Below are 20,056 nucleotides of genomic sequence, written 5' to 3' on the forward strand. Positions count from 1 at the left end.
GCCTGGTAACGACCGCAATGAAACCATACGGAAACGCATGATGCGCTTTATTGCGGTAAACTGTTTCCTCACTGAGTTGTCGGGGCTTCCGTACACACGGGAGCCCCTTTCCTTACCGGCGGGAGGTCCGCATGAGTCTCTCCGAGCTCTGGTCGCTCTATGGCCAGAACTATATCGACGCGCTGCTAGCAACCTGGGGCATGACGCTTGAGTCGTTTGCCATCGCCATGGTGCTGGCCGTCGCCGTCACCGTGATGCGCGTGTCGCCGCTCAAGCCGCTGCGCGTCTTTGGCGACCTGTATGTCCAGGTCTTCCGTAACATCCCCGGCATCGCGCTGCTCATTATCGTCGTCTATGCGCTGCCCCCGCTCAAGGTCGTCCTGCCCTACCGCACCTGCGTCATCGTCGCCACAGTGCTCTTGGGTTCTGCCTTTGGCTCCGAGAACTTTATGAGCGGCATCAACACCGTCGGTGTCGGCCAGGTGGAAGCCGCCCGCTCGCTGGGCATGAGCTTCAGCCGTATCCTCGCCAAGATCGTGATTCCGCAGGCGCTGCGCTCGAGCGTGCTGCCCATGACCAACCTCTTTATCGCCGTCATGCTCACCACCGCGCTCGGCAGTCAGGTGCCGCTTAAACCGCAGGAGCTCACCGGCGTGGTGAGCTACATCAACACGCGCTCGCTCGGCGGCGTCGCCGCGTTCTTTATCTCGGCGCTCGGCTACCTGGGCACGGCCTTTGTGGTGAGCCACATTGGCAACTATATCGATAAGAAGGTGAGGATCCTCCGATGAGCAAGCACTCCACCTCCGCGCTCACCATGCGCGATGCGCTCTACGAGGCTCCCGGCCCCAAGATGCGCGCCAAGATTCGCGTCGGCACCGCCATCTCACTTGTTGCCGTGGCCGCGCTCATCGCTCTGGTACTGCAGCGCTTTTATGTGACCGGCCAGCTTTCGGTCCATTACTGGTACTTCTTTACGCACCTCACCACCTGGAAGTTCCTGCTTGCCGGTTTTGAGGGCACAGTAAAGGTCGCGCTCACCGCCGGCGCCATCGCGCTGGTACTGGGCTTAGCCCTCATGCTCGGCCGTACCAGCGACATCAAGCCGCTGCAGCTGGTCTGCCGCGTGCTCACCGATTTCTTCCGTGGCGTGCCGAGCCTGCTATTCATCTACTTCTTCTTTTTGGTGCTGCCCCAGTACAAGATCGCGCTGCCGTCGTTTTGGATGCTCACGCTTCCCGTCGCGCTCGCCGCAGCCGGCGTACTCGCCGAGATCTTCCGCGCCGGCGTCAATGCCGTGCCGCGCGGCCAGGTCGAGGCAGCCCAGGCGCTCGGTCTCTCCAAGGCTAAAATCACCTTTAAAATCGTGCTGCCGCAGGCCATTCGGTTTATCATTCCGTCGTTGATTTCGCAGCTTGTGGTCGTCGTCAAAGACACCACCGTCGCCTACGTGGTGAGCTACCCCGACCTTATGCAAAACGCCCGCGTGCTCATTACCAACTACGACGCCCTCGTGTCGGTCTACCTGGTGATCGCGGTCATCTATATCCTCATCAACGTCGCAATCAACAAGGCCGCTGTCTACGTTTCGCACAAGACCGGCGCGACCATCATTCGCTAACGATTTACCATTTCGAGTCATAAGGAGCCGAGCACCATGGCACAGAGCACTTCTTCTACCGGTAATCAGCCGCTGATCGAGCTCAAGCACGTCGATAAGCACTATGGCGATCTGCACGTCCTCAACGACATCAATCTCTCGGTCGACCGCGGCGAAGTCGTCGTCGTGATCGGCCCCTCGGGCTCGGGCAAGTCGACCATGTGCCGAACCATCAACCGCCTGGAAACCATCGACTCGGGCGAGATCCTCATCGAGGGCGAGCCTCTGCCGCAGGAAGGCAAGGATCTTGCCCGCATGCGCGCCGAGCTGGGCATGGTGTTTCAGCAGTTCAACCTGTTCGCGCATATGACGGTGCTGCAGAACGTCATGCTGGGGCCGGTCGACGTGCTGGGCGTGTCCAAGGAGGAAGCTCGTGAGCGCGCCATGGACCTGCTGAGCCGCGTGGGCGTTGCCGAACAGGCCGACAAGGTGCCCGCTCAGCTCTCGGGCGGCCAGCAGCAGCGCGTGGCCATTGCCCGCTCGCTCGCCATGCAGCCCAAGGCCATGCTCTTCGACGAGCCCACGAGTGCCCTTGACCCCGAGATGATCAACGAGGTGCTCGAGGTCATGGTCCGCCTGGCCCAGCAGGGCATGACGATGATCGTCATTACGCACGAGATGAACTTCGCCCGCCGCGTTGCCGACCGCGTCGTGTTTATGGCCGACGGCCAGATCGTGGAAACCGGCACGCCCGACGAGTTCTTTGACCACCCCCAGACCAAGCGCGCCCAAGACTTCCTCAACTCCATCAAGGGCCACTAGCCCAATTGCCATATCTGCTCGCCATGACCATCCAAACTCGAAAGCAACACCTATGATCGGAACTCACACTTCATCGTCATACACCCCGCACGTCGACGTCGATCCCGCCGACCGCCCGCTCATCCTCGTCGCACCGCGCTGGGAAGAGGCGAAGCCGTTTTTAAGCGAGACGCTCTCCCCCAACGAGGAAATCGCAAGTGTCTTTGTCGATGCCATCCTTGCCGCCGGCGGCCTGCCGCTGCAGATGTCCATCACCGAGGACATTGAGGTCATCCGCCATTACGTCGATATCGCCGACGGTATCGCTATTCCCGGCGGCCCGGATGTCAACCCCAAACGTTGGGGCGATGATCGACCCTACGACCCCACGCTGTGCTGTGAGATCCGCGATAGCTTTGAATTTAAGCTGGTCGGCGAGGTACTCCGCGCCAAAAAGCCGCTCTTTACCACCTGCCGCGGCACGCAGTTGCTCAATGTCGCCACTGGCGGCACCCTGTGCATGGACGTGCCGAGCCTGGGCGCTCGCGAGGGCCGCACGCAGTGGCGCCATACCCACGTGCTCAACGACCCCGTACATCCCGTCGAGGTCGTGCCGGGCTCGCTGCTGGAGCGCGCGCTTGGCGGGCACAGGCTGATCCAGACCAACTCGGCACATCACTGCTGCGTCGACCGTCTGGGTAAGAGCACGCGTTTGGTCGCCAAGGCAACCGACGGTGTTCCCGAGTGCATCGAGGTCGAAGGCCAACCATTCTGTCTAGGCGTGCAATGGCATCCCGAGTACACGTGGAAGACGCTCGAAACCGACTTTAACCTGTGGAAGTCGTTTGTCGAGGCGGCGGCAAAGGTAAAGCAGGCCCGCTAGCTCGCGAACCACTCAGGTTAAAGCCTCCTAAGCCGGGGGGGGCGGACACCAGCTACGGTGCCCGCCCCCCTGTATTTGATATGCTCGGTATGATTATCCCTCACAAACAATCAGAGAAATCTTGACCGCAATCGGTCGACAGTAAAGCAAATGATAAAAACGCTTGCTACGTTTATGAGGCAGTCAATTAAAATCGAGATGCATTGACCATTCCCCAACGGGGTCACGCCGCAAATCCACATGAGCATCGAGGCTGGAAGCGGAAGCATGGAATTGGCCCCGATCTGTATGTAGATCGCTACGACGTTGACAAGCAACAGCATGCCAATCGGACCGAAGCCGGACCCAAAATAGGAAACAACGATTACGCAAGAAACCACGTATGCAAGGCAGGCAGCGGCAGCAAGAACAAGTCGATAGCAAAATACATGCAGGTTGAAATACTGCTGAGCATCCGAAACGATTGCACAGTTAAGACAGTACAAAACGACACTCGACAGGACAAACGCGCCCAAAAGGGCAAAAGAAGATAGCACCACTCGCGCAACGATAGCGCACACACGCTTCCCTCCCCGAGCCTCCGACAACCCCCACGGTTCCTCAATAAAGCCCGAACTGACAAAGCGCGGTACAATGCAAGCCGCGATGAACGGAAAGAACAATGCATGAGCCAACGGGGCTACGTTGAACAGCAGACCACGAAAAACCTCTGCATTACCAAATAGAAGGACATCCTCCGCCGATAGCCGAAGCGTCGGGTCTGGGAAAAAACCCAAGAAACTGTTCTCACGGAGGCTACAGAACCACATCGGGAAAGAAGTAAGCTGCAATATCACCATGTACGCATAAATTACCAGGATTAAGGCGTACGCCCATTTGCTCACATGCTTCAATTCTGACTGGAGAAGTCTTTTAATCTGACGAGCCATTGAGCACACCCCCAGCGCGAAAGCTCAAGAGAGCGTAAATCAATACCGATAGACAGCTGGCTGCCACGCCATATCCCAGAAGCGTCAGCTGCCCCATATCGCTATACCCAAGGGCACATCCGACTCCAAGGTACGGCCCCGGAAGGAAGAAGATCCATCGCAAGGATGGTATAGGTGCCTGAAGGAAAGCTCCGTAGAGCGTCAAGCTCATGACAAATCCAACTATCACCACGGCCCCGCTCAATACAGCGCTGCCCGTTATCCGATAGATGGTCACCGTCTCCAGCGCAACCGATATCACCAATACGGCGTTGACTATCATTGCGGGCAAAAATGCAGTCAGCATGCTATGCGCATAGTTTTGCCCTCCACGTGTTATCGCTATTACAAACAGAAGAAGGCAAAGCGCACTATATGCTGCGCCGATTATTAAAGCAGACGAAAGTACATGTGCCAGAACCCCGTTAAAGCGGGCAAGACCTCTTGCTGAAGAAATTCGGCATCCCTCTTCATAGCCGCGCTCCTGTAAAATCGCCAGGCAAACGATGAGCGGAACGAACAGAGAGGTGCCGGCAAAAGCACTGCGCACAAGGGACTCATCAGGCGCAGAAGAGTCGATTACATTCCAAAAGAATCCAATATCCTCCCCGCAAACGCTATTGCCAAAGGCTAGCAACGTTGTTCCGCTTTTTAGAAAGACACCGAAGAGAAGGCCGAACGCCAGCATAAGCGCAAGACAAAACTGCGCCGGAAACATCCTGTGTAAACGCATCATGTCCGCCTTTATGGGATGGATCGCCCGCTTCATAGCGAGACCGCCTTCATCAAGCGCCTGTAATACTCTTTTAGGGATGGCGCCTCATCCCTTATGACGTCCATCGGTTCCTTTTTCAGCAGTTCGCCGTCATGAAGAAACAGGCAGCTTGTTGCAACCGATGCCAACTCATCCAAATCATGACTAGAGATGAGCATGGTCTTACCCTGCTCTCGATTCAATCGACCGATAAGGGCCCATATACTCTCGATGCCCAACGGATCCAATCCATTTGCCGGCTCATCGAAAATTAGTACGTCGGTGTCGCCCAATAAAGCCGTAGCTATATCCAGCCGCCGTTTCATTCCCAAAGAAAAACTGCTCACGCTCTTTTTCTCTTCGACGTCCAGCCCGACTAGGCTCAAAACGCGAGGAATCTCACAATTCGCATCAAGCCCCCATTCCGAACATCGGATTTGGAGATTCTCAACCGCACTGAGGGATTGGTATGCTCCGCTGGAATCTGGCACATAGCCGACACGCGTCCGCATCAGGCCAAGCTCTCTTTTTGATTTGCCTCCAAAGAGCTCCACGCTCCCCGACGATGGCTCGCAGAGGCCCAAGACGATTTTAATAAGCGTGCTTTTGCCCGCACCGTTTGCACCGACAAGGGCACAGAGCTCAGACTGATGCACCTCGAAAGAAACGTCATGCAAAACGCGCCGTTTCCCGTAGCGCTTTGATACTTTTGATAGCTTTATCGCTGATGCGTTCATTGGCCTCCCGTTCTGCTTGATAGCAAAACCGCTCATATCGTTCCTTCTTTCCTTTATCGTTTTCCATGGTTGTTATTGTTTTTCGATAACTCATATTTGTCAAGATAATCTAAAAGAAGGGACCCGTGTTAGACACAGGTCCCTTCACGCTGATACTTCGTTTTAGTTGTTTGCCTTAAGCTACTCGTCACTCAAATCGACAGCGAAGACTGATGTCGGAAGCGATACCTCATTGCCTCCGCCGTCCCGCATCTGTCTCACGACATTTTTTGCGCGCTCGACAATAAGCTCCTCAAGCTCTTTCTCGCTCACGCGCTGAATAATATCTCCCGGTTGACAATCAAGCTCATCACAGATATCGAGAAGCGTCTTTAGGCGAATAGCTTTTATCTTTCCGTTTCTAAGCTTTGAAATATTAGCCGGAGTATGCCCCGTCGCCCGAATCAGATCAGCGCTGGTCTTTCCGGTCTTAAGCAGCTGCGTCTCAAGCTCGATGATGAGATAGCTCATGTTTCCTCCTACACAAGCTCGTCAGACTGCTCTTGGAGCAGCGAGGCATAACTCCAGATCGCCGAGATAAACAAACAGACAACTGCGCCGATAAACGACCCCGCATCAAAGGTAGCGCCTTGGCAAATCTCAATAACGAAGGAATGAGGCACGATGTAAAGCTCCAGTCCGCCAATGGTGAGATTGACCGATCCATAGGCACCAACAAGCGAAACCGCGGCGTTAACAGCAAAGGCAAGCGCGAGAACACGGATAAGCCGCACATGCGTCTTGGTAAAGGGCGAGACGCCCCGAGAGATGTTATGGCTGATTCCGCACAAAACGACAAGCGAAACACCCACGACGAGTGCCAGGCACAGCCCGCTTGGGATAACGATGCTCCCGCCATCGAGAAGCGTCACGACACCGAAAGAATCGACAGAAACAACGTTTGCAACCGCATACCAGATCACGTAAACAACCAACGCGGCAAAAGCGACGAGCATTCCCGCAAAAACGACCGCCATGCAAAAGCCAAGCTTCCTTACAGTCTCGCCCGCCTTGGCCATACGCTGAACGCTGTTGGACATACACTCACCCTCATCGAATCTATCGTTATCCGAATAGTTTATCGAACAACGATATGGATTGCATGCGGAAAGCCCCGCCAGTGCGCATAGGCCATTCACCAATCAGAAGGGGTGAGAGTGGATTTTTGGACACGTATCGAACGAGAGTGGATAATCTCCCACTTTGAGGTCGCCACCGGGCCTAAAACGGGAGATTATCCACTCTCATAGCCATCAAAGCTCGCGAGCTCTTACTCGGCCACCTCGCGCAGGGCCGACATCGTAGCCGCATATTGCTGCTGCAACGCATGCATTCCCGCGCGAGCGCCGTCAACGGCATCGGCGCCGCGCAGCGCCTCGGTCACCACGACCGCCGGCTCGTACAGATTATCGAATCCCAGGTTCTGGCTCACGCCCTTGAGCGTGTGAGCTGCCATAAACGCTTCCTTGGCGTCTCCTGCCGCCATGGCGGCCTCCAGCTTGTCCATGCTCTCGTCATCCAAAAACTTGAGGGCAAAGCGGGCAAGCATCTCCTCGCCCATCAGCCGAGTGCAAGCGTCATCATAATTGGCGCCGATCTTCTCATACGCTTCACGCATGGAAATCATGGATTCAAACTCCTTTGGTCAAACTAAATCGTAGGAAGCGCAACGACCTCGGCAGGGCGCGCCAATGTTTCGGCAATACGGTCTTGCACCTCGAGCAGACAGTCGAGCAGCAGCGGGTTAAAGGTGCCGCACTTACCGTCCAGGATCATCTGGATCGCCTCCTCGTGCGGGATGGCATCCTTGTACACGCGCACGCTCGTCAGCGCATCGTATACGTCGGCCACCGAAACCACCTGTGCGGCGATGGGGATATCGTCGCCCTTAAGGCCATCGGGATAACCCTTGCCGTCCCAGCGCTCGTGGTGCCAACGCGCAATCTGGTACGCATATTCCATAAGCGCATTACCGGCGTGATGGCTACCCAGCTCAAGCAGCATGTCGGCGCCGATCGTGGTATGCGTCTTCATAATCTCGAACTCATCGGGCGTAAGGCGTCCGGGCTTGTTGAGGATCGCATCGTCAATCGACATCTTGCCGATATCGTGCAGCGCCGAAGCCAGGGCGATCGTGGAGCGTTCCTCATTGTCGAGGGAGATCGTGCCGCTACGCTGGACCAGATAGCCAAGCAGCAGCTCGGTCAGCTTTTCGATGTTCGTAACGTGCCTGCCGCTCTCGCCGTTGCGAAGCTCCATGACGCCGGCCATGATGTCGATGAGCATGCGACTGTTCTTGACGCGCTCGTTGTACTGTTGGGACAGCAGGTTCGTCAGGCGGCGCTGTTTGGCGTACAGGCGGATGGTGTTGCTTACGCGGCGGCGCACGACACGGGAGTCAAACGGGCGGTTGATATAGTCCGAGGCGCCCAGCTCGTACGCGCGCAGAACCGCATCATCGGAATCTTCGCTCGAAATCATGATGACAGGCAGATTATCGATACCCGATCGGCGCGACAGATCGGCCAGCACCTCAAAGCCGCTTATGCCCGGCATCACAATGTCCAACAGCACGAGCGACAACTCATCGCCATAGCGGTCGACCATGTCGAGCGCCGCACGACCGTTATCGGCCTCGAGGATGCAATGCTCGTCCTTGAGCATCTCGCTGAGAATGGCTCGGTTCATCTCGGAGTCATCGGCGATAAGCACCAAAGGCTTTTCGCTTTGGAAGGCCTCGATGGAATCGGCATCGGTCACGACCGTACCGGCTTTTGCCTTAGCGCGGCTCAGTAACTGAGCAGCGCGGCCAACGCCCTCATCGACCGTCTCGCCATGAATGCGAACGCCACCAACACATGCCGTCAAGCTCACGTACTCATGGCCCGGAATAATCGTGGAATGAACGGCATCGGACACCTGATGCAGGCGACGGGTGAAGTCATCGGAGGGAATATTGGGCATGACAACCACAAACTTGTCGCAGCCATAGCGCACAAGCTCGTCAGTCGAACGAATTCCGCTGCGTATGGCTGTCGCCACAGCACCGAGCGCAAGGTCGCCGGCATGACGGCCACACGTATCGTTGAAGGCCCTAAAATCATCAACGTCGATCATCGCAACGCCGGCATTCATGCGGGCGCTGCGAAGCTTTTCCTCGTAATATCGGCGATTGCGCACGCTCGTCAGCACGTCGGTGTAGACAAGGTCCTCTTCCGCGGCCTCTTGCTCATCAATCGGACGCACCATCAGCAAGACGTGAGGCTCGCCCTCGACCTTCAGAGGGCGTAGACGGGCGCGGTACTCAGTGCCATCATTGAGCAGTTGCTCCGACACCTCATCGGAGTCTGCCAAAGCCTCAAGACTCGACTGACGCAGACAAGGGCAGCGATCGCCGGCGAGCAAGCAGTTAGGCTCGCTCTTAATCTGATCGGCCGACAGCAAACGCACCACGGGGTAGTTCTTCGCGACACGGGCGACCTCAGCGGCAGCCTCCTCGTCGGTTAGATTGACCTCGTGATTATTGAGCATATGGGGCCCTTTCGATAGTTTCGCATGGTAGCGGTGGGTTCCAAATGCTACAAGGGTAACACCTTGTCGATGCAGGTAAGTACGTGAATGCTGTTACATTTTTATGAGTTGGCAGGCGGCGCGATTGAAGTCGCAGACGTGAGGTTTTGAGCACATTTGTTAACACGGCCGAAACGTTTGCGGGTGAAGCCTGCTTTGGCCATTGCGGGTGTTAGAGCCCCAGGATGCCACGGACAGCCCGGGCAGCCGCTGCCGGGCGATCGCGCAGACCGTTATGCGCGCCCGGGATCGTCACGAGAGGGCAATCGAGATATTCGGCAGCCGCTCGCGTGCCAGCCTCGCGGGGCGTGCCAATCGAGAGCTCGCCCAGGAGCACGGCGGCCACCGTTTTTGACGCGCGAACGCTATCCCAATCGGGAACGCAGGTCATAGTAATCCCGTATTCATTGGCCATGAAGCAACGACCATTGCGCAGGGCATGTTTGGCTTCCGCTTCGGTCGTTCCAGGAGCCTCGGGGTCCAAGTCGCCGAGGGCTCCCAAGAAAAGCCGGAGCGCCCTTGAAACCTTTCCAGCCGCAATCATATCGAGCAAAACCGGGGCTGCGCCCATGCCGACGCCTTCGGCCGACACAGCCGGCTCATGCAGAATCGCACGGGCGACGAGATGGGGTTCGGTACGAAGAAGCTCCAGCGCCACCAACGTACCGGCGCTGTGCGCAAGCACATTTGTCGGAGCGCCAACGTGTTCGATCACGGCTTGCAGATCGGCGGCCTGAGCGGCAAGATCATAGCTGCCGTCTGCCGCATCGCTGCTGCCACCACAGCCGCGGCGGTCGTAGGCAATTACGCGGTAGTTGCGACTGAGCTCACAAGCGATGCCGTCGAAAAATGTGCCGTCGACACAAGCGCCGTGCACGCACACCAAGGCAGGAGCATCAGGCGACACATCCGGGTCGGCATATTCGCGACAGGCAATCGTGGTGCCCGCATTCTCGACCGTAAAATCCATGTTGTGCCCCCATCATCAATGCTCATCCAGTTGCACGTCAGCACGGTTGGATGGACCCGCATTGCTTTACACCTTGTTAACAGATTAACTTTACCCGACCCGAGGCTTTTCATGGCACGGCATCATGAGCGACGTGAAAAAACGAAACTTGTAAAGCAAGAGCCCACACCTTGCTTTGGAGCCGATGCTATGCTTAGGCACAATTGTCTTGAGGAGCATATGCCTATGTCTACGTTTTTGAATGCCAGCCCCATCTTTGGGCCCGTTCGCAGCCGTCGCCTTGGTCTCTCGCTCGGCGTCAACATGATGCCGGCCAGCGGCAAAATCTGCACGTTCGACTGCATCTACTGCGAGAACGGCCTCAACGCCGAGCGCCCCTGCCATGAGCCGTATAACACGGCTGCCGTGGTACTCGAAGCGCTCGAGGCAAAGCTGCGCGAGATGGCAGCCGAGGGCGAGCTCCCCGATGTAATCACCTTCGCAGGCAACGGCGAGCCCACCGCCGCACCGGAGTTTCCACGGGCCATCGCCGGCGCCGTCGCACTGCGCGACGAGCTTGCCCCAAACTCCAAGATCGCCGTGCTCTCCAACGGCACACGCGCCGACCGCCCCGAGGTGCACGACGCGCTCATGATGGTCGACGACAACATTCTTAAGCTCGATACCGTCGACCCGGCGTTTATCCAGCTGCTCGACCAGCCTGTTGGCCCCTACAACGTCGAACACCAGATCGAGACGTTCGCAAGCTTTGACGGTCACGTTATTATCCAGACGATCTTTTTGACCGGCGAGTATCAGGGCAAGCTCATCGACAATACCGGCGAGGAGTATGTTGCCCCCTGGCTCGCGGCGCTTGAGCGCATTCGTCCGCAGGAGGCGACCATCTACACGGTCGCGCGCGAGACACCAGTCGCCGGCCTTGCCAAAGCAGCGCCCGAGGTGCTCGACGCCATTGCCGCGCGCGTCCAAGCCCTCGGCATCCCCTGCCAGGTGAGCTACTAGCAAAACCACGCAGCAGCTAGTGTCAGCCATCCCGCTCCATCAGTTGCGGTGATATAGTTCCTATTTGTGCTGTTAAACCGCTTAAATCGGAACTATATCACCGAAACTTTTATGGACGCGTGGGTGGGCTATACTAGCTGCGAACGAAAGGAAGCTAGCCATGTATGACAAAGGACCCGTGCCCGGCCGCAACGACGCTTGCTGGTGCGGCAGCGGCAAGAAATACAAGAAATGCCATAGCGTCTTTGATGAGCGCCTCGAACGCTTGTGGGAAGAGGGCTGGGAGGTTCTGCCCCGCACGCTCTACAAGACGCCCGCCGATATCGAGGGCATCAAGCGCTCCGCCGCCATCAACGTGGGCGTGCTCGACTACGTAGGCGAGCACATCGCCGCGGGCATGACCACCAATCAGATCGACCAGATGATCTACGACTACACCGTCGAGCACGGTGGCACGCCGGCCGACCTCAACTACGAGGGCTATCCCAAGAGCGTGTGCACCTCGATCAACGACGTGGTCTGCCACGGTATCCCCTGCGATACGGACGTGCTGCACGAGGGCGACATTATCAACGTGGACTGCTCCACGATCTTGGACGGCTACTTTAGCGACTCGAGCCGTATGTTCTGCATCGGCAAGGTCTCTGCCGAGCGCCAGCGTCTGGTCGACGTCACTCGCGCCAGCGTGGAAGCGGGTCTAGCCGCCGTCAAGCCATGGCTACCGCTGTCCGTGATGGCCGAGGCAGTGCAAAAGACGGTCGAGGACGCCGGTTTTAGCGTGGTGCGCGAGTACGGCGGACACGGCATTGGCAAGGAGTTCCACGAGGACCCGTTTGTAGGCTTTACCACCGAGGCGCCCGATGTGGACACCATCATGGCTCCGGGCATGGTCTTTACCATCGAGCCCATGGTCAATGCCGGAGCGCCCGACATCAAGATTAGCAAGGGTGACGGTTGGTGCGTGCGCACCAAGGACGGCAGCGATTCGGCCCAGTGCGAGGTACAGCTCGTAGTGACCGAGGACGGCTACGAGCTGCTGAGCTGGTAGCCGCACGGACGCCGGGCGCTCATGGACTTATAACCGTCCATGAGCGCCCGGCGCTTTATTTAAGCGTTTTGCCTGATAAAACCTGCCAAAATAAACCTGTCCCTTTTTGGCAGGTTGAGTGGAGAGGACTGCTTGTGAACATCCTGGTTTTGCTGCCCGTCAACGATCGTCACCGCGCGATCCTCGAGTCGAGCGCTCCGGGCGAAGATTTTATCTACACGAGCGCCGACGCCGTCACGCGCGAGCAGGTCGCTGACGCCGACGTGATTCTGGGCAACGTTGACCCCGCCATGCTCCCCGCATGCCAGCACCTCCAGCTGCTGCAACTGCAGACCGCGGGCTATGACGACTACCTTGCCGCCGGCACCGTGCCGGCCGAGGCTAAACTGTCTTGCTCGATCGGCGCCTACGGTCAGGCCGTAAGCGAGCACATGTTTGCCATGGTGCTGTCAATGATGAAGCACCTGCCCGGCTACCAGGACCTGCAACGCGAACATCGCTGGGAGGATTTGGGGCCAGTTACCTCGCTCAAAAACGCCAACGTGCTGGTGCTGGGCGCGGGCGATATCGGCGGTCACTTTGCCACGCTCTGCCGCGGCATGGGCGCGCACGTCCGCGGCATCAAGCGCCATCCACTCGTCTACCCCATTGTGTTTGAGGACATGGACGGCATGGACGCCCTACCTGAGCGCCTGGCAGAGGCCGACATCGTCGCATCCTTTATGCCGAGCACGCCCGAGACCCGCGGTCTGGCGAACGCCGAGTTCTTTGCCGCGATGAAACCAGGTGCCTTCTTTGCCAACGGCGGCCGCGGCGACCTTGTGGTCACCGATGACTTGGTTGCCGTTCTGGAGTCGGGACATCTCGCCGGCGCCGCGGTCGACGTCACCGACCCCGAACCGCTGCCCGCGACAAGCCCCCTGTGGGATGCGCCCAACATGCTCATCACGCCGCACGTCTCCGGCTGGTTCCACCTGGCAGCCACGCTCAACAACGTCGTCGACATCGCCGCGGAGAATCTGCGTCACCTGCAGGCCGGCGAGACCCTGCGCTGCTGGATCGAGCACTAATTGTTCCGGCGTTTTGCCAAACGCCGGAACCCCTCGACGCTGCGAGCCCGCCAGAGCGGCAATCTGACGTTCAATCGTCGGGCATGGCCAAAAGGCCTATGCCCTCCTCTTTCACGTCACCTTGCTCACTCTGGCGGGCTCTCGCTGGCGTTTGCTCAACCTGCAGGGTCTTCAAATTGCTAGAGCGTTGCTAAGTAATTCTTTGCGTCTTCTACGCTCATTGCTGCAACGGGTGCGTGTGAACAGAGTTTGACATCGTTGGTGACCAGTAGATCTGCTTGAGCGCGTATCGCTGCCGCAATGATTAAATCGTCTTCGTAATCGCTATGGAGCTCACGCTGTCTGCTCGCCATCCAGATGTCGCTCAGGTCACAGGGCACTGGCGTGGCAAGCTGCGACAGCACGCTAAGACAATCCCATGCAAGCGAAGTCGCTACCGTAGCGGCATACTGGGAAAGCGAACCGTGCTCTCGCCGATACCATGCCTTATGTTCGCTTGAAATCAAATAAAACAGGTCTTTGGACGATGTCGCCGCATACAGCAAATCAACCTGCGCCGTGCATGCATCGCGTAAAAACTCAATCGCCACCGAACGACCACGTCGTGAGGGAATGAAGTAATCGAGCCACACGTTGGTGTCAACCAAGATGCGCTTTGGAGTCTCACTCATAGAGCCAGCTCATCTCCTCGCCATAGCGATCCGCATAGGCATTCCGTTTGAGCTCTTCGTCGTCCGATGGCTGAGCCTTGACCATATCGATTCCCGACTCACAGCAAGCGGCAGCGAACAGCTTCGACCCCTGATCCATAAGCTCGAGCTTACGTTTGGCGGCCTTTTCGCGCTCGCGCTGTTCCGCCCGGGCACGACTGGGCAGCAGGATATCCTCGAGCGCACCGGGGCGATCGGCCAGCGATGCTGCAAGCTGCCAGAGCGCTCGCACCGCTTGGCTCGGCGTCATACCGGCCTTGGAGAGAGCGGCGTCCCCACTCCTTTTAAGATCGGCATCGAGACGTACGTTGATCTGAGCGGCTGTTGTGGTCATGACTCCTCCTTAATACTTCAAAATATCATAAAGCTCTATGGTAGATACGTAAAGCATGTATAGCATTTATAAGCATTAGCCGTACTCTGTACACAAAAAGCCGCCGAGGCGCACTGCACCTCGGCGGCCACGTATCGCAGATCTAGTTCGGTTTCACCCTTTGCATTCGCCCAGATAAAACCTGCCAAAATAAACCTGTCCCTTTTTGGCAGGTTTTAGAGTTCCACGCTTTCGGCGCCGTTGATGGTCAGGTCACGCTCGTAGAAGGCGGTGAGGGCGCGGATGGCGTACATTACGTCGCGCACGCCGCCGGTCTCGTAGCTCGAGTGCATGGCAAGCTGCGGCAGGCCCACGTCCACGGCATGCATGCTCGCCTGCATATTGGACAGATTGCCCAGGGTAGAACCGCCGGCCATATCGCTCTTGTTGGCAAAGGCCTGCGTGGGCACGTCGGCGTCATCGCAGATAGCCTGGAACACCGCGCGGCTAAAGGCATCGGTGCAATAGTGCTGGTTGGCTGCCTCCTTGATGACGATGCCGCCGTTGAGCACCACCTGGTTGCGGGCATCGCACTTCTCGGCGTGGTTGGGGTGCACGGCATGCGCGTTGTCGCAGCTCACGAGCATCGAAGCGGCAAGCGCACGGTGGTACGACTCGTCGTCAAAGCCCAGCGAGCCGTTAATGCGGCGCAGCGCGTCGACCAAGAACGTCGACATGGCGCCCTGCTTGGTCTCGGAGCCAACCTCCTCATTATCAAAGCAGCAAAAGACCGACACGTCGTGCGCGTTCTCGGCACCCAAAAATGCCTGCAGCGAGGTGTAGGCGCAGGCCAGGTCGTCGAGCTTGGGCGTCGAGATAAACTCGTCGGCCCAGCCCCAAATGCGCGCATCCTGACGATTGACCAGGAACAGATCGCGGCCCAAAATCTGCTCGGGCTCAACGTCCAGCTCGTCGGCGATCAGGGCGTCAAAGTCGCCCTGCTTAAGGTCACCGGCGCTGATGAGCGGGCACAGGTCGATGGCTCGGTTGGGCGCAAAGCCCTCGTTAACGCCACGATTCATATGGATGGCAAGGCTCGGAATGATGGCAACTTCGCGCTCGGTAGCGAGCAAGCGGCTCTCGATACGGTCGCCCTCGCGCACCAGCACGCGGCCCGCAAGTGCCAGCGGGCGATCGAACCAGGTGTAGTCGATCATGCCGCCGTAGGCCTCGGTGTTCAGGCGCAGCGTCTCGCCCGCGCCGTCGAGCTCGGGCACGGCCTTAACCTTAAACGTCGGCGAATCGCTGTGTGACGCCGTGAGTTGAAAATGATAGTCGCCGGCAACGCCGTCCTCGCCCCACGTAGCGGCCAGGTCTTCGCCCACCTTAAAAGCGATGACGCTAGAGGTATTGCGCTGCGTGTAATAACGCCCGCCCGGCTCGATATCCCACGCTGCATTCTCGGGCAGGTAGGTAAAGCCCGCCTCGTCGAGCTCGGCCATAATGGTCGCCGCCGTATGAAACATGCTGGGGCATGCCTCGATAAAGTCGATAAGGTCGTTGGCAGCCTCGATATCGTCGGCCGTCACATGCGCGCGCTCGGGCGCTTCCTGATCCGTCATGCTCTCCCCTTTCGCTGGGCTGATGATCCCCTCCAGCATACCCCGCCACGCCAGCGCCGCACTCTTCATTCCGTGCTAAATTCCGCGCCGCTCACCAAGTTGAGCCATCATGCCCGCGCTCCTTTTGCGACAGTTGCACTAACAGGACGAGAGGAGTCGTCATGAAGCCACGTAACATTGCCATCGCCTGCGGTGTCGCGGGAGCCGCCGTCGGCCTTGCCGCTGCCACCGGCATCGTTTACCGCAAGCAAATCAAGTCCGTCGCGTCGCTCAAACGCTTGACCGGCTACGCGGATGGCTATGACCTGTACGCAATCGACATTGCCTACGACTACGATCTTGATCGCATCATCGCCGCTGGCGTGCGCGACGACCAGGCCTACATCGATGCCGTGGTGGCGCAGGTGCTGCCCGGTGTGCCGGCACATGTCCAGGCGCCCCAGTTTGCCTGCAGCGCTTTTGTCGCCGTAGATGCCGAAGGCCGCGTGCGCACCGGTCGCAATTACGACTTTAAGGACGACACCTCGGCGCTGCTGGTGCGCAATCACCCGCGCGACGGCTACGCCTCCATCGGCTTTGCGGCCCTTAACAACCTGGGCGATAACACTCCGCTTGACTCCGTCGCCGGACGCGCCGCCGCACTCATGGGCCCGTTTGCCCAGCTCGATGGTGTTAACGAATGTGGCGTGTCCATTGCCGTACTCACCCTGGATTCCAAGCCCTGTGACCATGACACGCAACGCCCCGTCATCAATACCTCGCTCGCCATCCGTCTGGTGCTCGACCGTGCCGCCACCACGCAAGAAGCTGTCGACCTGCTTTCCGCCTACGACATGCACGCCATGGCAGGACGCGATTACCACTTCTTTGTCAACGACGCCGCCGGTGACGCGCGGGTGGTGGAGTGGGATCCGCGCGATCCGGACCGCACTTTCAAAGCGACTCCTGTGCGCCAGGTTACGAACTTCTATGCCTGCTATGACGACGAAGTGCTGCCCAACCAAAAGAATGGCGAGCTGGGCCATGGTAAAGAGCGCGCCGTCGCAATCGCCGATGTCCTTGACGCCCATGTCGGTGCCCAAGACGAGGCAGTCGCTTGGAAGGCCCTGCGCGCTGCGGCGCAAGAGCCCAATCCGGAAGACATCACCAGCAACACGCAGTGGTCGGTCGTCTTCGACAACACCGAGCCCGCTGCCGCCATCACGCTGCGCCGCCACTGGGGCAACGTCGATGCCTTCGCACTGTAAGGAGCCAGGCCCGTCGGCCTTACGTTCCCTGACGTTGCTTACATTTCTATACATTTGAGCTAACACGTTTTACCCCTGTATCAACAGTGTGCGGGGGTAAACTTATGCGCATGTTATAACTTGCCCGGAAGGATTCATCATGCTCAGGATCGGTCTTCTTACCAGTGGCGGCGACTGCCAGGCGCTCAACGCCACCATGCGCGGCATCGTCAAAACACTCATGACCAATAGCGAAGAGCCTATCGAGATCTACGGTTTTGAGGACGGCTACCAGGGCCTTATCTACAGCAGGTTCCGCGTCATGACGCCCGCCGATTTTAGCGGTATCCTCACCCGCGGCGGCACCATCCTGGGCACGAGCCGTACGCCGTTCAAGCGCCTGGATACTCCCGAGGCCGACGGCGTCGAGAAGGTGCCCGCGATGGTCCACACCTATCACAAGTTGCAGCTCGACTGCCTGTTTATGCTGGGCGGTAACGGCTCCACCAAGACCGCCAACCGCCTGCGCGAAGAGGGCCTCAACGTTATCGCCCTGCCCAAGACCATCGATAACGACACCTGGGGCACCGAGCTGACGTTTGGTTTTACAAGCGCCATCGACGTCGCCACCAAGTGTATCGACGACATCCACACCACCGCTTCGAGCCATGGACGCGTGTTTGTCATCGAGATCATGGGCCACAAGGTCGGTTGGATTCCGCTGTATGCCGGCGTCGCGGGCGGCGCGGACGTCATCCTGATTCCCGAGATCCCCTACGACATGGACAACGTCATCAAGACCATCGAGCATCGCATGGAGACCGGCAGCCGCTTTACCATCGTAGCCGTCGCCGAGGGCGCTATCTCCAAGGAGGACGCGGCGCTGCCCAAGAAGGAGTACAAGAAAAAGTTCGCCGAGCGCACGAGTCCGTCGATCGTCTACGACATCGCCAAGGAGATCGAGGCCAAGACTGGTCGCGAGGCCCGCGTCGCCATCCCCGGCCACACGCAGCGCGGCGGCCAACCCGACGCCCAGGACCGCATCTTTGCGACCCAGTGCGGCGTCGAGGCGGCACTGGGGTGCCTACGCGGCGAGTTTGGCTACATGATTGCCCTGCGTGACGGCAAGATGTGCCACATGCCGCTCGAGGAGGTCGCCGGCAAGCTCAAGTTTGTCGACCCCCAGAGCGACCTGGTGCGCGAGGCCAAGGCGTTGGGCATCAGCTTCGGCGACGAATAGCCTCGGCTGGAATCCACCCCATCGGGCCCTCCGACCCCGCCCGACGTATTTCGATTTGGCTCCTCCCTTGACTCCGTCAAAGGTCGCCAATCGAAATCGTCGGGCGGGGTCGGAGGGCCCTGCGTTTACATACTCGCCGGGGCTATTCGTCTTCTTGCTGCGGGTGCCTGGTCTGAAATTAAGTTGCGGTGAAATAGTTCCCGCTTAGCCCGCAAATGGCTGAATCTAGAAACTATTCCACCGTAACTTACTGAGTGGGGACTCTTGGCTGCTACTTGCACTGACATTTGTCCTAAAATGGCTGGTCGTTAGGGGTTGCTACCGGTAGTTGCGGTAGGGTTGGGGCAGATTCTAACTAGAAATGGTGGTCGCTACCGGTTGTTCTCGGCATACTCGGCTCATTCGATTACGGTCACCACATGAAAGGAACTGTCATGGATCTTGCGATGGCACAGCGGCTCGTCGATCGCCGCAAGGCTGCCGGGCTTTCTCAGGAGGCGCTTGCCGCCCAGCTGGGTGTGAGTCGTCAGGCTGTCAGTAAATGGGAGCGCAGCGAATCCTCTCCCGATACCGATAACCTTATTGCGCTCGCCGCGCTGTATGGCGTGTCGCTGGATGAGCTGCTGTATGGGGAGGCGGTGGATAGCACTGACGACTCGCAGGCTGATGATGAGGCGCAGAACAGCAACGCCGGCACCAAAGCTTCAGATAAGGCTGAGGAGGCTGAGGCTTCTACTGAACACGCTGATTGCAGCGATAAGCCACTTGTCGATATTTCCCTCGCGCGCGGTATCCACGTCATTGATCCCAATAAAGGCGAGGAAGTCCATGTTGGTTGGAGCGGCATCCATGTGACCAACGAGCGCAAGGGCGAAGAGGTGCATGTGGGGCCGGACGGCGTGCATATCGATACGCTTGAGGACGATGGACATAGCGTACGCACCAATGATGACGGCACCGTCACCATCGACGGCGAGACGTTTTCCAGCTGGAAGGAAGCACACGACAAGCTCGACCATCACGGCAAGCATTTCCACACCAAGGTCGGACGTGCATGGAACAAGTTCCCCTTCCCTGCGCTTGTCGCCCTCGCCTATCTGGTGCTCGGCATTGTCTACGGCACATGGGCTACGGGACTCTTCCTCGTCTTTCTGATTCCCGTCTATTACGCGCTTGGCGACTTTATCGACCAACGCCACTTATCTAAGCTGATCGAGGTCATCTACCCGGCAGCCGCCATCGCTTGGTTCCTCTACATGTGGCTCTGTTTGGGACAGCCCCATCCTGCATGGATCATCCTCATCACGATTCCCGTCATCAAAGCGCTCATGCGCTGGTGCCGCAAACAATGGAAGCACCGCCAACAGGCCTAACACGCTCCGACCCACCAGCACCCAACCACCCCCGCCCTTCTCCTAAGTTGCGGTGAGATAGGGACTGTTTTGAAGCTCCAAAGCGCCAAACAGTCCGTATATCACCGCAACCTACAAACAACTGGGTCAG

21 protein-coding genes are annotated in these 20,056 nt (G+C 58.3%); 10 read left to right on the forward strand and 11 right to left on the reverse strand.

The window, feature by feature from the left end; genetic code table 11:
• Positions 1-131: 131 nt before the first annotated feature.
• From DW754_RS03510 to DW754_RS03525, 4 genes are read left to right on the forward strand one after another with little or no spacing between them, the layout of a single operon-like run.
• On the forward strand, positions 132-791 hold the full coding sequence (locus DW754_RS03510; RefSeq protein ID WP_022094657.1) for an amino acid ABC transporter permease: 660 nt from the start codon (positions 132-134) through the stop codon (positions 789-791).
• Entirely contained in the window at positions 788-1,621 is an 834-nt protein-coding gene (locus tag DW754_RS03515; RefSeq protein ID WP_117758387.1) for an amino acid ABC transporter permease, read from the forward strand. The genes DW754_RS03510 and DW754_RS03515 overlap by 4 nt, the downstream gene beginning before the upstream one ends.
• 36 nt (positions 1,622-1,657) lie before the next feature.
• The gene (locus tag DW754_RS03520; RefSeq protein ID WP_089572310.1) at positions 1,658-2,422 is read left to right on the forward strand and encodes an amino acid ABC transporter ATP-binding protein; all 765 of its coding nucleotides are present in this window, start codon (positions 1,658-1,660) and stop codon (positions 2,420-2,422) included.
• A gap of 52 nt (positions 2,423-2,474) precedes the next feature.
• Positions 2,475-3,284 carry a gamma-glutamyl-gamma-aminobutyrate hydrolase family protein gene (locus DW754_RS03525; RefSeq protein ID WP_117758386.1) on the forward strand — a complete coding sequence of 270 codons (810 nt, stop codon included), beginning with the start codon at positions 2,475-2,477 and terminating at the stop codon, positions 3,282-3,284.
• A 110-nt stretch (positions 3,285-3,394) separates the two neighbouring features.
• On the opposite strand, the gene DW754_RS03530 is transcribed toward DW754_RS03525, so the two are convergent.
• From DW754_RS03530 to DW754_RS03565, 8 genes are all read right to left on the reverse strand, one after another.
• Positions 3,395-4,213, reverse strand: a complete 819-nt coding sequence (locus DW754_RS03530) for a hypothetical protein (protein WP_117758385.1) — start codon at positions 4,211-4,213, stop codon at positions 3,395-3,397.
• Positions 4,197-5,021 carry a hypothetical protein gene (locus DW754_RS03535; protein ID WP_117758384.1) on the reverse strand — a complete coding sequence of 275 codons (825 nt, stop codon included), beginning with the start codon at positions 5,019-5,021 and terminating at the stop codon, positions 4,197-4,199. The genes DW754_RS03530 and DW754_RS03535 overlap by 17 nt, the downstream gene beginning before the upstream one ends.
• Entirely contained in the window at positions 5,018-5,779 is a 762-nt protein-coding gene (locus DW754_RS03540; protein ID WP_117758383.1) for an ABC transporter ATP-binding protein, read from the reverse strand. Before DW754_RS03540 ends, DW754_RS03535 begins: the two co-directional genes overlap by 4 nt.
• Positions 5,780-5,923: 144 nt before the next feature.
• Positions 5,924-6,253 (reverse strand): helix-turn-helix transcriptional regulator, encoded by a 330-nt coding sequence (locus DW754_RS03545; protein ID WP_117758382.1) that lies wholly within the window; start codon positions 6,251-6,253, stop codon positions 5,924-5,926.
• A gap of 8 nt (positions 6,254-6,261) precedes the next feature.
• A complete protein-coding gene (locus DW754_RS03550) occupies positions 6,262-6,822 on the reverse strand; it encodes a hypothetical protein (protein ID WP_117758381.1) in 561 nt (186 codons plus the stop codon).
• Positions 6,823-7,052: 230 nt separating this feature from the next.
• A complete protein-coding gene (locus DW754_RS03555) occupies positions 7,053-7,409 on the reverse strand; it encodes an Hpt domain-containing protein (protein ID WP_117758380.1) in 357 nt (118 codons plus the stop codon).
• 23 nt (positions 7,410-7,432) lie between these two features.
• Positions 7,433-9,313: a diguanylate cyclase gene (locus tag DW754_RS03560; protein WP_117758379.1), complete on the reverse strand. Its 1,881-nt coding sequence runs from the start codon at positions 9,311-9,313 to the stop codon at positions 7,433-7,435.
• Positions 9,314-9,524: 211 nt separating this feature from the next.
• The gene (locus DW754_RS03565) at positions 9,525-10,322 is read right to left on the reverse strand and encodes an alpha/beta fold hydrolase (RefSeq protein WP_117758378.1); all 798 of its coding nucleotides are present in this window, start codon (positions 10,320-10,322) and stop codon (positions 9,525-9,527) included.
• Between the two features lie 225 nt (positions 10,323-10,547).
• Here DW754_RS03565 and DW754_RS03570 point away from each other — a divergent pair, with 225 nt between their 5' ends.
• The 3 genes from DW754_RS03570 to DW754_RS03580 all read left to right on the forward strand — a co-directional run bounded on the left by DW754_RS03570 (position 10,548) and on the right by DW754_RS03580 (position 13,442).
• The gene (locus tag DW754_RS03570; RefSeq protein WP_117758377.1) at positions 10,548-11,324 is read left to right on the forward strand and encodes a radical SAM protein; all 777 of its coding nucleotides are present in this window, start codon (positions 10,548-10,550) and stop codon (positions 11,322-11,324) included.
• A 160-nt stretch (positions 11,325-11,484) separates the two neighbouring features.
• The gene (map, locus tag DW754_RS03575; RefSeq protein WP_117758376.1) at positions 11,485-12,372 is read left to right on the forward strand and encodes a type I methionyl aminopeptidase; all 888 of its coding nucleotides are present in this window, start codon (positions 11,485-11,487) and stop codon (positions 12,370-12,372) included.
• 134 nt (positions 12,373-12,506) lie between these two features.
• On the forward strand, positions 12,507-13,442 hold the full coding sequence (locus tag DW754_RS03580) for a D-2-hydroxyacid dehydrogenase (protein ID WP_117758375.1): 936 nt from the start codon (positions 12,507-12,509) through the stop codon (positions 13,440-13,442).
• A 179-nt stretch (positions 13,443-13,621) separates the two neighbouring features.
• Here the strand turns inward: DW754_RS03580 and DW754_RS03585 are convergent, their stop codons facing one another.
• The 3 genes from DW754_RS03585 to DW754_RS03595 all read right to left on the reverse strand — a co-directional run bounded on the left by DW754_RS03585 (position 13,622) and on the right by DW754_RS03595 (position 16,087).
• Positions 13,622-14,113: a PIN domain-containing protein gene (locus DW754_RS03585; RefSeq protein WP_117629925.1), complete on the reverse strand. Its 492-nt coding sequence runs from the start codon at positions 14,111-14,113 to the stop codon at positions 13,622-13,624.
• A complete protein-coding gene (locus tag DW754_RS03590) occupies positions 14,106-14,486 on the reverse strand; it encodes a translation repressor RelB (RefSeq protein ID WP_117584152.1) in 381 nt (126 codons plus the stop codon). The genes DW754_RS03585 and DW754_RS03590 overlap by 8 nt, the downstream gene beginning before the upstream one ends.
• Before the next feature lie 215 nt (positions 14,487-14,701).
• The gene (locus DW754_RS03595) at positions 14,702-16,087 is read right to left on the reverse strand and encodes a M18 family aminopeptidase (RefSeq protein ID WP_199411433.1); all 1,386 of its coding nucleotides are present in this window, start codon (positions 16,085-16,087) and stop codon (positions 14,702-14,704) included.
• A 161-nt stretch (positions 16,088-16,248) separates the two neighbouring features.
• Here DW754_RS03595 and DW754_RS03600 point away from each other — a divergent pair, with 161 nt between their 5' ends.
• From DW754_RS03600 to DW754_RS03610, 3 genes are all read left to right on the forward strand, one after another.
• Complete coding sequence (locus DW754_RS03600) at positions 16,249-17,334, forward strand: carcinine hydrolase/isopenicillin-N N-acyltransferase family protein (protein WP_117758374.1); 1,086 nt, start codon at positions 16,249-16,251, stop codon at positions 17,332-17,334.
• 139 nt (positions 17,335-17,473) lie between these two features.
• The gene (locus DW754_RS03605; protein WP_117758373.1) at positions 17,474-18,553 is read left to right on the forward strand and encodes a 6-phosphofructokinase; all 1,080 of its coding nucleotides are present in this window, start codon (positions 17,474-17,476) and stop codon (positions 18,551-18,553) included.
• Between the two features lie 434 nt (positions 18,554-18,987).
• Entirely contained in the window at positions 18,988-19,926 is a 939-nt protein-coding gene (locus DW754_RS03610) for a helix-turn-helix domain-containing protein (RefSeq protein WP_117758372.1), read from the forward strand.
• Positions 19,927-20,056 lie beyond the last annotated feature (130 nt).

It is taken from the genome of Collinsella sp. AM29-10AC, assembly GCF_003469085.1.
GTDB lineage: Bacteria > Actinomycetota > Coriobacteriia > Coriobacteriales > Coriobacteriaceae > Collinsella.

Coding starts and splice junctions, on each gene's coding strand:
- DW754_RS03510 (WP_022094657.1), top strand. CDS start 132: ATGAGTCTCTCCGAGCTCTGGTCGCTCTATGGCCAGAACTATATCGAC.
- DW754_RS03515 (WP_117758387.1), top strand. CDS start 788: ATGAGCAAGCACTCCACCTCCGCGCTCACCATGCGCGATGCGCTCTAC.
- DW754_RS03520 (WP_089572310.1), top strand. CDS start 1,658: ATGGCACAGAGCACTTCTTCTACCGGTAATCAGCCGCTGATCGAGCTC.
- DW754_RS03525 (WP_117758386.1), top strand. CDS start 2,475: ATGATCGGAACTCACACTTCATCGTCATACACCCCGCACGTCGACGTC.
- DW754_RS03530 (WP_117758385.1), bottom strand. CDS start 4,213: ATGGCTCGTCAGATTAAAAGACTTCTCCAGTCAGAATTGAAGCATGTG.
- DW754_RS03535 (WP_117758384.1), bottom strand. CDS start 5,021: ATGAAGCGGGCGATCCATCCCATAAAGGCGGACATGATGCGTTTACAC.
- DW754_RS03540 (WP_117758383.1), bottom strand. CDS start 5,779: ATGAGCGGTTTTGCTATCAAGCAGAACGGGAGGCCAATGAACGCATCA.
- DW754_RS03545 (WP_117758382.1), bottom strand. CDS start 6,253: ATGAGCTATCTCATCATCGAGCTTGAGACGCAGCTGCTTAAGACCGGA.
- DW754_RS03550 (WP_117758381.1), bottom strand. CDS start 6,822: ATGTCCAACAGCGTTCAGCGTATGGCCAAGGCGGGCGAGACTGTAAGG.
- DW754_RS03555 (WP_117758380.1), bottom strand. CDS start 7,409: ATGATTTCCATGCGTGAAGCGTATGAGAAGATCGGCGCCAATTATGAT.
- DW754_RS03560 (WP_117758379.1), bottom strand. CDS start 9,313: ATGCTCAATAATCACGAGGTCAATCTAACCGACGAGGAGGCTGCCGCT.
- DW754_RS03565 (WP_117758378.1), bottom strand. CDS start 10,322: ATGGATTTTACGGTCGAGAATGCGGGCACCACGATTGCCTGTCGCGAA.
- DW754_RS03570 (WP_117758377.1), top strand. CDS start 10,548: ATGTCTACGTTTTTGAATGCCAGCCCCATCTTTGGGCCCGTTCGCAGC.
- map (WP_117758376.1), top strand. CDS start 11,485: ATGTATGACAAAGGACCCGTGCCCGGCCGCAACGACGCTTGCTGGTGC.
- DW754_RS03585 (WP_117629925.1), bottom strand. CDS start 14,113: ATGAGTGAGACTCCAAAGCGCATCTTGGTTGACACCAACGTGTGGCTC.
- DW754_RS03590 (WP_117584152.1), bottom strand. CDS start 14,486: ATGACCACAACAGCCGCTCAGATCAACGTACGTCTCGATGCCGATCTT.
- DW754_RS03595 (WP_199411433.1), bottom strand. CDS start 16,087: ATGACGGATCAGGAAGCGCCCGAGCGCGCGCATGTGACGGCCGACGAT.
- DW754_RS03600 (WP_117758374.1), top strand. CDS start 16,249: ATGAAGCCACGTAACATTGCCATCGCCTGCGGTGTCGCGGGAGCCGCC.
- DW754_RS03605 (WP_117758373.1), top strand. CDS start 17,474: ATGCTCAGGATCGGTCTTCTTACCAGTGGCGGCGACTGCCAGGCGCTC.
- DW754_RS03610 (WP_117758372.1), top strand. CDS start 18,988: ATGGATCTTGCGATGGCACAGCGGCTCGTCGATCGCCGCAAGGCTGCC.